Below are 849 nucleotides of genomic sequence, written 5' to 3' on the forward strand. Positions count from 1 at the left end.
TTTAGCAATGAAATCTTTACTATAAAGTTTAAAGTCTAATAAATATTTCCATCATTTATATAATTAAAAAACATTAATATAAAAGGAGAGCTACATGCAAACCCTATCAACAAACTTATTTTTTTACGTTTTATCCCTGTGCTATAGCATTTAAAAAAATAAGCTTGTAATAAACAAAAAAACATAATAAATGTGTTTTTTAAAAAAATAAAAGTTGTAAAGGATAAAAATTTAAAACAATTATGGGCTATATATTCTTGTGGTGATTTTGGAGGAGTAAGCAATATAGGCGATTTATAAAATTCAATATCATAGCTAAAATAAAATATTGCGACAATAATTGCAAAAAACACAATAAAATATATTAAAAAATAAGATTTTAAAAATTCTTTTATGTTAATCTTAGTCCAATAGTTTATAATAGAAAAGACAACAAGAACACTTAAAGTTGTAAGATAAAATTTTATATTAGCAAAAGCAAAAATAAATCCTACCAAACCTAAAAAAATAGAAAGTTGAATACTACCTACCATTTAAACTCCTGCATCATAAAGTATATTATAAGTCTTATCTTTGAAATCAAGCTTAGTAATGAAATCTTTACTATAAAGTTTAAAATCTAATTATCTTTAAGGATAAAAATTACCCATCGATTATACAATTTAAAAACATTGATACAAAAGGAGAGCAACATACAAACCCTATGAGCCAACTTATTTTTTTACGTTTTTCTCCTGTGCTATAGCATTTAAAAAAATAAGCTTGCAATAAACAAAGAACTATAAAAGGTGCAAAAAACGTTGAAAACATAAATACTTGAAATAAAGCTTTTAAATAAATATATATATA

The 849-nt window shown here is 22.6% G+C and carries 1 pseudogene; it reads right to left on the reverse strand.

The annotated features are described in order from the left end of the window. Positions 1 to 642: 642 nt before the first annotated feature. Positions 643 to 849, reverse strand: a pseudogene (locus H2279_RS08605) (hypothetical protein); the annotation flags it as partial.

Origin of the sequence: Campylobacter sp. B0100352/1, from assembly GCF_020135855.1 — a bacterium.
Lineage (GTDB): Bacteria > Campylobacterota > Campylobacteria > Campylobacterales > Campylobacteraceae > Campylobacter_D > Campylobacter_D taeniopygiae.